This window comes from Sphingopyxis sp. (assembly GCF_041916015.1).
Taxonomy (GTDB): Bacteria; Pseudomonadota; Alphaproteobacteria; order Sphingomonadales; family Sphingomonadaceae; genus Sphingopyxis.
Genome location: NZ_JAYSAH010000080.1, coordinates 1 through 9,601, shown reverse-complemented (window position 1 = coordinate 9,601; position 9,601 = coordinate 1). Strand labels below are relative to the sequence as shown.

At 66.0% G+C, this 9,601-nt stretch carries 9 protein-coding genes; 2 read left to right on the top strand and 7 right to left on the bottom strand.

Annotated elements, in window-relative coordinates; translation table 11 throughout:
• Positions 1–185: 185 nt before the first annotated feature.
• From ACE3SL_RS12015 to ACE3SL_RS11985, 7 genes are all read right to left on the bottom strand, one after another.
• Positions 186–1,535, bottom strand: coding sequence for a dicarboxylate/amino acid:cation symporter (locus ACE3SL_RS12015; RefSeq protein WP_374525975.1), 1,350 nt, complete (start codon positions 1,533–1,535; stop codon positions 186–188).
• A gap of 88 nt (positions 1,536–1,623) precedes the next feature.
• Positions 1,624–3,402: an SLC13 family permease gene (locus ACE3SL_RS12010; RefSeq protein ID WP_374525974.1), complete on the bottom strand. Its 1,779-nt coding sequence runs from the start codon at positions 3,400–3,402 to the stop codon at positions 1,624–1,626.
• Between the two features lie 7 nt (positions 3,403–3,409).
• Positions 3,410–4,486: a chorismate synthase gene (aroC, locus tag ACE3SL_RS12005; RefSeq protein ID WP_374525973.1), complete on the bottom strand. Its 1,077-nt coding sequence runs from the start codon at positions 4,484–4,486 to the stop codon at positions 3,410–3,412.
• 3 nt (positions 4,487–4,489) lie between these two features.
• Positions 4,490–5,020, bottom strand: a complete 531-nt coding sequence (locus ACE3SL_RS12000) for a GNAT family N-acetyltransferase (protein ID WP_374525972.1) — start codon at positions 5,018–5,020, stop codon at positions 4,490–4,492.
• Positions 5,013–5,840: an SDR family oxidoreductase gene (locus ACE3SL_RS11995; RefSeq protein ID WP_374525971.1), complete on the bottom strand. Its 828-nt coding sequence runs from the start codon at positions 5,838–5,840 to the stop codon at positions 5,013–5,015. Before ACE3SL_RS11995 ends, ACE3SL_RS12000 begins: the two co-directional genes overlap by 8 nt.
• Entirely contained in the window at positions 5,837–6,922 is a 1,086-nt protein-coding gene (locus ACE3SL_RS11990) for a YihY/virulence factor BrkB family protein (protein WP_374525970.1), read from the bottom strand. The genes ACE3SL_RS11995 and ACE3SL_RS11990 overlap by 4 nt, the downstream gene beginning before the upstream one ends.
• Before the next feature lie 3 nt (positions 6,923–6,925).
• On the bottom strand, positions 6,926–7,864 hold the full coding sequence (locus ACE3SL_RS11985; protein ID WP_374525969.1) for a DnaJ C-terminal domain-containing protein: 939 nt from the start codon (positions 7,862–7,864) through the stop codon (positions 6,926–6,928).
• Positions 7,865–8,092: 228 nt separating this feature from the next.
• Between ACE3SL_RS11985 and pdxH the strand changes: the two genes are divergently transcribed.
• On the top strand, positions 8,093–8,671 hold the full coding sequence (gene pdxH, locus ACE3SL_RS11980; RefSeq protein WP_374525976.1) for a pyridoxamine 5'-phosphate oxidase: 579 nt from the start codon (positions 8,093–8,095) through the stop codon (positions 8,669–8,671).
• Positions 8,668–9,486 carry a PhzF family phenazine biosynthesis protein gene (locus tag ACE3SL_RS11975; RefSeq protein WP_374525968.1) on the top strand — a complete coding sequence of 273 codons (819 nt, stop codon included), beginning with the start codon at positions 8,668–8,670 and terminating at the stop codon, positions 9,484–9,486. The genes pdxH and ACE3SL_RS11975 overlap by 4 nt, the downstream gene beginning before the upstream one ends.
• Positions 9,487–9,601 lie beyond the last annotated feature (115 nt).

Below are 9,601 nucleotides of genomic sequence, written 5' to 3'. Positions count from 1 at the left end.
GTCCCGACGCCGTTCAGCCCGCACCGCGGGGCGGCGGCGGACCGTCGGCTGTGCGGCCGGCACCGAGGCCGCAAGCGGCGCCCCCGGCTCCGGCGGTCAGAAACACGCCCCAGCAACGCTCCTCGGCGCCCGAGCGCTCGGGCCGCGCCGAACGGGGCCGTGCCCCGGATTACCGCTGATAGTGGTCAGGTGCCGGGGGGCGGGGTCCGCTCGTCGGTCACCATGTCCTCGGCCAGATCCAGCCCGCGCGCGCCGCGATGCGCTGTGTGCGCGGGGGCGTGCGGCCAGTCGGCGTCGATCGGCTCCTCAACCTCCAGCATCCCTTCCCATTTGGTGATGACGCTGGTCGCGACCGCATTGCCGACGACATTGGTCGCGGTGCGCCCCATGTCGAGGAAATGGTCGATCGCAAAGACCAGCGCGACCCCCTCGACCGGCAGGTCGAACATCGCGAGCGTCGCGGTGATCACGACCAGGCTGGCGCGCGGCACCGCCGCGATCCCCTTCGACGAGACCATCAAGGTCAGCAGGATCAGGATCTGAGTCGTGATCGACAGGTCGATGTCATAAGCCTGCGCGATGAAGATCGTCGCGAAGCTCGCGTACATCATCGATCCGTCGAGGTTGAAACTATACCCCAGCGGCAGCACGAAGCCCGAGATGCGGCGCGGCACGCCGAAGCGGTCGAGCTGTTCGAACAGCTTCGGCATCGCGGCTTCCGACGAAGCGGTCGAGAAAGCGATCAGCAGCGGTTCGCGGACATAGCGGATGAGCGAGAAGATGCGCCCGCGCAGGAAGATCGCCCCGGCCGCAAGAAGCAGCGTCCAGAGCAGCACCAGCGAGATATAGAATTCGGTCAGCAGTTCGGCATAGGTGCCAAGGATAGCGAGGCCATATTGCGCCACCACCTTCGCCAGCGCGCCGAACACCGCAAGCGGCGCGAGGCGCATGACATAGTTGGTGATCTGCAGCATCAGTTCGGCGAGCGCCTCGGCGCCGCGCACCAGCGGCTTGCCCTTCTCCCCGAGAGCGGTAAGGCCGACGCCCGCGAACAGCGCGAAGACGAGGATCTGGAGGACGTTGTTCTCCGCCATCGCCTGAATGACGTTCTTCGGGAAAATATGCTCGATGAACTCGAACAGATCGAGCTTCTTGACCTCGCCGACCTCGGCGGTCGAATGCGCGCCGACCGCCAGATGCAGCCCCGCGCCGGGTTCGAGCAGGTTGACCATGATCAAGCCAAGGCTGATCGAAATCAGACTGGCGAGGATGAACCACGCAAGCGCGCGCGTGCCGATGCGCCCGAGCGCCGAGCTGTCGCCCATATGCGCGATGCCCGCGACGAGCGTCCCGAGGATCAGCGGCGCGACGAGCATCTTGATGAGGTTGAGGAAGATATTGGCGAGCATGCCGAAGCTGCGGAGCCAATATTCGAAGGCCTGGCTGTCGGCAGGCACGAAGGTCCGCACCGCGAACCCCGCGACGATGCCGAGGATCATGCCGATCAAGATGTAGATGGTAAGGCGACGCGCCATTCAAAACTCCCCTGTCCGCCCGTGCGGTATCTCCGTCAGCGGGGTAACAGGGTGGCGGGCGACGGGCAATCGCTCTCGCCCCGCCCCGTCACGGCGTCCAGAAAGCGAGGGCAGCGCAGCCGGCTACACCGGTCAATATGTTGAGCGGCACTCCGACCTTCACGAAATCGACGAAACGATAATCGCCGGCGGCATAGACGAGCGTATTCGTCTGATAGCCGACCGGTGTCGCGAAACAGGCCGATGCGCCGAGCATCAGCGCGATCAGCAGTGGCTGCGGCGGAACGCCCGATGCTCCGGCAATCCCGATTACCAGCGGCCCCATCAACGCGGCGACGGCATTATTGCTGAGCAGTTCTGACAGCAGAAGCGCCGAGAAATAGACGATCGCGATCACCGCCCATTGCGGCGCTCCCGTCAGCACCGGCTCGAGCGCGCCAACCATCAACGTCACCGACCCGGCCTGTTCGAGTGCCGCTCCAACGCCAAGCATCGCAAAGATCAGGATCAGCACATCGCCATCGATGCTGCCCCATGCTTCGGAGGCGTCGATGCAACGGGTGAGGAGAACGATGGCGACACCGATAAAGGCCGCGACGCCGATTGACATGATGCCCGTTGCCGAGAGCAGGACGGCGCTTGCCATGACGAGGATCGCGATCCATGCGCGGCGGCGGCGGAACGCCGTAACCGAAGCCATCGCAAGGCCAATCAATCCCGTATTGTCGCGCAACCGCTCGATATTCGCATCGTCGGCATCGACGAGCAGGCGGTCGGCGGCGCGAATACGGTTTTCCGACAGCGTCGGCCCCGGCAAGTGGCGGAAACGTGCAACACCAAGGATGCGGACACGCTGCCGCTGAAGGAATGGAATCTCGGCGAGCGGCCGATCGATCGAGGGGTGGCTGGGCGATACCGTCACCTCGACCACGGTCGATTGCGCATCGGCACTTTCGCCGATGCCGATCGTGAAACGGCCCTCGCTGCGAATCGTCATCAGCGCCGCACCGTCAAGCCGGGCGACGATGCGGTTTCCCGCCGCGAGCCTGTGATTCTGCGCCTCGTCCCCGGTGAGCAGCCGCCCGCCCGCGATCACCCCCACTATCCGGGCGGGCGGAACGCCGAGGTTCGCCGCTTCGAGCGCCATATCGACCGCGGGGTCGTCCTCCAGCAAGCCAAGTTCGGTAAGATAGAGTTGTTCGGTTCCGTCGGCCTTTTCGGCGATGCGCGGATAGTCGGACGGCAGGAACCGCGCCATGATCAGCAAACCCAGCACGCCTGCGGCGGCCACCGCGAGGCCATAGGGCGTGATGCTGAACAAACCGAAATGGCCGAGCCCGGCCTGCTCGGCGATGCCTGCGACGACAAGATTGGTCGAGGTGCCGATCAGCGTCAGGCAGCCGCCGAGAACGGCAATTACCGATAGCGGCATCAGCAACTTCTTTGGCGAGACCCCAAGCGCTTCCGCCAGGCGGAAACAGACCGGCATCATCACGACGACGAAAGGCGTGCTGTTGATAAAGCCCGAGACGAGCAGGCCGCCGCCAAACACCTCGATCACCGCAAGGCGCGGGTTCCGTTTTGCGCGATCGACGACGTAATTGCCGACCTTGTCGATCACTCCTGTGCGGATCAGCGCACCGGAAAGGATGAACATCGCCCCGACGGTAAGCGGCGCGCTGTTCGAAAAGACGGCGTAGGCCCCCTTCTCGTCGAGAAGCCCGAGCGCAAGCATCGTTCCCGCCCCGGCGACGGCGACGACCGAAGGGGGAAAGCGTTCCCAGACGAACGCCGCGAACATGCCGGCGAGGATCAGAAGCCCAATGATCGCCTTGTGAACGGCAATGAACTCCGCGAGAGCTTCCACCTCGGCGTCAGCCGTTCTGCGCCCGATGGAGCAGCTTGTGATCGGCGAGGACGAGCGCCATCATCGCTTCCACGACCGGCGCGCCACGGATGCCGACGCACGGATCGTGACGGCCCTTAGTAACGATGTCGGTCGCCTCGCCCGCCTTGTTGACCGTCGGCACGGGGGTGAGGATCGAACTCGTCGGCTTGAAGGCGACGCGGACGACGACCGGCTGGCCGGTCGAGATGCCGCCCGCGATCCCGCCGGCGTTGTTCGACAGGAAATCTGGGCGGTTGCTGCCGTCGGTGGCAGGGCGCATCGGGTCGGCATTCTCCTCGCCGCGTAGCCGCGCCGCATGGAAGCCGGCGCCGATCTCGACGCCCTTCACCGCATTGATGCCCATCATCGCGGCGGCGAGGTCGCTGTCGAGCTTGGCATAGATCGGCGCCCCCCAGCCTGCCGGAACGCCGCTCGCGGCGCATTCGATCACCGCGCCCAAGGAACTTCCCGATTTGCGCGCGGCGTCCATCAGCCCTTCCCAGCGCTGCGCCGCGGCGGGATCGGGACAGAAAAAGGGATTGCGATCAATTTCTTCGAGGTCGAAGTTCGCAGGATCGATCACATCGCCGCCGATTTCTGCAACCCAGGCGTGGATCTGCACCTCGGGGATCACCAGCCGCGCGACCCCGCCCGCAGCGACCCGCGCCGCGGTTTCGCGCGCGCTCGACCGGCCGCCGCCGCGATAGTCGCGGATGCCATATTTGGCGTCATAGGCATAATCGGCATGACCGGGGCGATAGGCCTGCGCGATCTCGCCATAATCCTTCGAGCGCTGATCGACATTCTCGATCAGCAGGCTGATCGGCGTGCCGGTCGTCTTGCCCTCGAAAACGCCCGACAGGATGCGGACCTGATCGGGCTCCTGCCGCTGCGTCGTGTGGCGCGACTGGCCGGGACGACGTTTATCGAGAAAGGGCTGGATATCGCCCTCGGACAGCGACAGGCGCGGTGGGCAGCCATCGACGACGGCACCCAAGGCGGGTCCGTGGCTTTCGCCCCACGTCGTGAAGCGAAGAACGCGTCCGAAGCTGTTGAAACTCATCGCCTATCCCATCCGGCCAAATGCGGGCGCATAATCCGCCCGTCCGCCTAGCGGCCAAGGCGCGTCCGAGTCCAGCATCATCGCCATGAAATGCGGCCCCGCAAAAGGCGAGGCAAAGCGCGCGGCGAGGTCAGGCGCATAGCCGAAACGCGGATAATAGGCGTCGTGACCGAGGACAAAGCTGATCGCGCAGCCCCGTTCGCGCAGCGCATCGAGCCCCGCGCGGATCAACGCATCGCCGATCCCCTGTCCCTGCAACGCGGGCACGACCGACACGGGTGCGAGCCCCGCGGCCGAAAGCCGCGCGCCATCGGCCTCGACATCCATCCGGCTGAACAGCACATGTCCGATGATCGCACCGTCCCGTTCGGCGACGAGCGACACCAGCGCGTCGCCATCGCCCTCCAGCATCCGCACGAGGCCGGCTTCGCCCTGATGACCGAATTCGGTACCCGCGAAGGCGGCGCGAATCACGGCATCGATCGCCTCGCCATCCGCCGCCGTCGCGGCGCGGATGCCGATGACGTCAGGCAAGCGCGATGTCCGGTGCATCTTCCTGCTTCATGCCCACCGTGTGATAGCCCGCATCGACATGGTGCGTCTCGCCGGTAACGCCCGCCGACAGGTCGCTCAGCAGATAAAGCGCCGATCCGCCGACATCGTCGATGGTGACGTTGCGGCGCAGCGGCGAATTATGCTCGTTCCACTTGAGGATCAGGCGGAAATCGCCGATGCCGCTCGCCGCCAGCGTCTTGATCGGCCCGGCCGAGATCGCGTTCACGCGCACCCCCTGCGGACCATAATCGTTCGCGAGATATTTGACGCTCGTCTCGAGCGCCGACTTGGCCACGCCCATGACATTGTAATGCGGGATCACCTTCTCGGCGCCATAATAGCTCAGCGTCAGCAGCGAGCCGCCGCCCGCGCCAGTCTCGGGATCGAACGGCGTCATCATCGCCGCCGCGCGCTTGGCGACCGCGGTGAAGCTGTAGACGCTGATGTTCATCGTCATCAGGAAGTCGTCGAGGGTTACGTCGGCATAAGCCCCGCGCAGCGCCTCCTTGTTCGTATAGCCGATCGCATGGACGACGAAATCGATCGTCGGCCAGCGCGCGCCAAGTGTCGCGAACGCCGCGTCGAGATTGTCCATGTCGGCGACGTCGCAATCGATCAGGAAATCGCAGCCGAGCTGGTCGGCGAGCGGCTTCACCCGCTTTTCCATCACTTCGCCCTGATAGCTGATCGCGAGCTCGGCACCATGGGCGTGCAGCGCCTTCGCGATGCCCCAGGCGAGCGACTTGTCGTTCGCGAGGCCCATGATCAGCCCGCGCTTGCCCTTCATCAGACCCGTCATTCCGTTTCTCCGGCCTTTTTCGTTTCGACAATGATGTCGTCCACGCGTCCAATAGCGTCGTGGCCCAAATCCTCAACCTCGACGAGCGCGGCGTTGAGTTCGGCGCCGATCACCATACCCAATCCAACGAGGTAGAAAAAGAACAGCGCGATCATCACCCCAGCCAGGCTGCCATAGGTTGCGTCATAGCTCATCAGGCTGGCGAGCAGCGGCGGCAGCGCCAGCGTGACCGCGATCCACCAGAGGGTCGTGAACAGCGCCCCCGGCCATTTCGGGCATTTGAGCTTGCGGTATTTCGACGGCGTCAGGCTGTAGAAGAGCAGGTAGATGGCGAGGAACAGGCCGAATCCCGACACCCCGCGCGAGATCGCAACCGTGCCCGCCGACTGGAAGGCGGCCGGCAGGATGCGGGTGACGAACTGCTCGATCCCCGCGATCAGCACCTGCATGCTGAACGACAGGATCATCAGCACGACCGCGCCGGTGATGATGCCGATCGACAATAGCCGGTAGTGAAAGAAGCCGCGGCTGAAATGCGTACCATAGGCCCGGCGCAGGATGTCGCGCATCGTTTCGATGAAGCTGCCGACGGTCCACAGCGCGACCAGCCCGCCGAGCCAGAGGAAAATGCCGGTACGCGCGGTCATCACTTCGCGGATCGGGCCTTCGAGCGCCTTTGCCACCGATGGCGGCATGACCGAGAAGACCGCCTCGATCGCCGCCTCGCCGCCCGAACTGCCGCCGAGGATGCTCAGCACCGCCGCGACGAGGATGAAGAAGGGAAAGAGCGCGATCAGCGCCAGATAGGCAAGATTGCCCGCATGGATGAAGCCGTCGGTATAGGTGCCGACGAGGACGCGGCGGAGGACGCGGAACGCGCGCGTTCCCGGCCCCAGCGTTTCGCGCCCGCGCTCGATGACTCCTTGCGCCCGTGCGCGCAGCTTGACGCGCTTGGCGCGTTCGGCACGCGCCTCGGGCGAATGGGGCGAATGGCCCTCGGCAAGAAACTCCTGGCCGACTTCCTCGGCCACTTCGCGTTCGAGCGCGGCGACGATCTTTTTCTGCTGCTTGCCGTCAGCCACGCATCACACGCCGAGGTCCGCACGCACCGCGCGGCCGTCGGTCCAGGCCTCGACCAGTTTCTCAAGCTCCGCGTCGTCCTGCGGAAGATCGACCATCAGCCGCACGAGCTGGTCGCCGCGCCCCCCGCCCTTCTTGTGGCTGAAGCCCTTGCCCTTGAGTCGCATCACCTTGCCCGAGGTCGAGCCGGCGGGAACCATCAGCATCACCGGGCCGTCGACGGTCGGCACCTTGACCTTCGCGCCCTTGACCGCCTCGTTCAGCGTGATCGGCAGGTCGAGCCGGACATTGTCGCCGTCGCGTTCGTAGAAGGGATGGTCCTTGATCGTGATCGTCACGATGCCGTCGCCGTTGCCGCCGGGCCCCGGCTGGCCCTTGCCCGCGAGGCGCATCTGGGTCCCCGTCTCGACCCCGGCAGGGAGCTTGAGGTCGATCGTCTTGCCGTCGGCAAGCGTGATCCGCTGCATCGCCTGCGTCGCGGCATCGACGAAGGAGACCGACAGGCGATAGGCGACATTCGCACCCTTGGGCGGCTCGGCGCCGCGCCCGCCGCCGAAACCGAACGGCCCGCCGCCGCGCCCGCCGAACAGGCCTTCGAAAATGTCGCCGAAGTCGGCGCCGTCGCCGCCGCCGAACCCGCCGAAACCGCCCTGCGGCTGCCCGCGCGGATCGCCGCGGAAACCACCGCCGCCGCCGCCGCCAAAGCCGAAGGGCATGGCGGGATTGCCGTCGGCGTCGATCTCGCCGCGGTCGAACTGCGCGCGCTTCGTCTTGTCGGAGAGCAGGTCATAGGCCCGGGTGACGTCGGAGAATTTCTCCGCCGCCTTCGGATTGTCCTTGTTCTTGTCGGGATGCAACTCCTTGGCGAGCTTGCGATACGCGGACTTGATCTCCGCTTCGCTCGCGCTGCGCGCGACGCCGAGGGTGGAATAAGGGTCTGCCATCTGTCTCCAATAGCCTGATAAAGGACCGGCCGTGAAGGCCCGATTAGCGCGCGATGTGGTGCGGACGTTCGAGACGGTCAAGTCTCCGTCCCTCGTCACCCCGGACTTGATCCGGGGTCCCGCTCCGAACCGGCGAGAAGCGGGAACCCGGATCAAGTCCGGGATGACGAAGAAGGAAAGCATGTCTTTCGCTCGACCATCCGCATGTCGCATATTATGACCGCGCGCATGACCGACGATCCCTTCGCGCTGTTCGACAGCTGGTTCACCGAAGCCCGCGTGAGCGAGCCCAACGACGGCAACGCGATGGCCCTCGCGACCGCGACCCTCGACGGACGCCCTTCGGTGCGGATGGTACTGCTCAAGGGCCACGGCCCCGACGGCTTCGTCTTCTATACCAACCTCGACAGCCGCAAGGGCGGCGAACTCGCCGCCAACCCGCAGGTGGCGCTGCTCTTTCACTGGAAGTCGCTGCGCCGCCAGATTCGCATCGAGGGCGTCGTCGCGCCGGTCGACGACGCGACCGCCGACGCCTATTTCGCGACGCGCAGCCGCGACAGCCAGCTCGGCGCATGGGCGAGCGACCAGTCGCGCCCGCTCGCCGACCGCGCGACCTTCGAGGCGCGCTTCGCCGAGATGCAGGCGCGGTTCGAGGGGCAGGACGTGCCGCGCCCGCCGCGCTGGTCGGGCTGGCGCGTCACGCCCGAGCGAATCGAGTTCTGGCAGGACCGCGAGCACCGCCTGCACGAGCGCAACGTCTACGTGCGCGAGGGCGCCGGCTGGACGAAAGGGCTTCTCTATCCATGACCGCGCTGCGCTCCTTTCCGATCACCCGCGTCGATGCCTTCGCCGACCGGCCGTTCACCGGCAATCCGGCGGCGGTGATGCCGCTCGACGAATGGCTGAGCGACGACCTGCTGCAGGCGATGGCGGCGGAGAACAACCTCGCCGAAACCGCCTTCCTCGTCCCGGACGAGAGCGGCGAGGCCGATTATGAGCTGCGCTGGTTCACCCCGACGATCGAGGTCGCACTCTGCGGCCATGCGACGCTCGCGAGCGGGCATGTCCTGCTGTCGGCGGCGCAGTGGCGGAACGAAATGCGCTTTCGCACGCGCAAGGCCGGTATCTTGCAGGTCGCGCGCAACGGCGACGACGAGGGCTATCGGATGGACCTGCCTGCCTATCGCGCCACCGCCAGGCCGATGCCCGACATCGCACGCGCGATGGGCGGCGATGTCGTCGAGACGCTGTGGCACGAGGGCGGCTATGCGCTGATCGTCTATCACAGCGCCGAAGAGGTCCGCGCGCTGGCGCCCGATCTCGCTGCGCTCAGCGAAGGCGACATCCTCTATATCGCGACCGCACCGGGCGCGGGCGATTCGTCGGGTGCCGACGTCGTCAGCCGCGCCTTCGCGCCGGGTGCGGGCATTCCCGAGGACCCGGTGACCGGATCGGCGCACAGCGTGTTGACCCCCTATTGGACGACGCGCCTCGGCCGCGACGCCTTCGCCGCCTATCAGGCGAGCACGCGCGGCGGCCATGTCGGCTGCCGGCTGACCGGCGATCAGGTCGAACTGACCGGACGCTGCGTGACGACGCTGGCGGGGGAGTTCTTGCTGTAGGGTTCGAGGCGAACGTCGGCCTTGGGGTGGATTCCAGACCGCCTTCTATTCCCGTTCGTGTCGAGCGAAGTCGAGACACGCTTGGGAAGCGCCAGCCTTCGCGTGTCTCGACTTC

Excerpts from the sequence above, each read along its gene's own strand:
- ACE3SL_RS12015 (WP_374525975.1), bottom strand. The coding sequence starts at position 1,535 with ATGGCGCGTCGCCTTACCATCTACATCTTGATCGGCATGATCCTCGGC.
- aroC (WP_374525973.1), bottom strand. The coding sequence starts at position 4,486 with ATGAGTTTCAACAGCTTCGGACGCGTTCTTCGCTTCACGACGTGGGGC.
- ACE3SL_RS11975 (WP_374525968.1), top strand. The coding sequence starts at position 8,668 with ATGACCGCGCTGCGCTCCTTTCCGATCACCCGCGTCGATGCCTTCGCC.
- pdxH (WP_374525976.1), top strand. The coding sequence starts at position 8,093 with ATGACCGACGATCCCTTCGCGCTGTTCGACAGCTGGTTCACCGAAGCC.
- ACE3SL_RS11995 (WP_374525971.1), bottom strand. The coding sequence starts at position 5,840 with ATGACGGGTCTGATGAAGGGCAAGCGCGGGCTGATCATGGGCCTCGCG.
- ACE3SL_RS11985 (WP_374525969.1), bottom strand. The coding sequence starts at position 7,864 with ATGGCAGACCCTTATTCCACCCTCGGCGTCGCGCGCAGCGCGAGCGAA.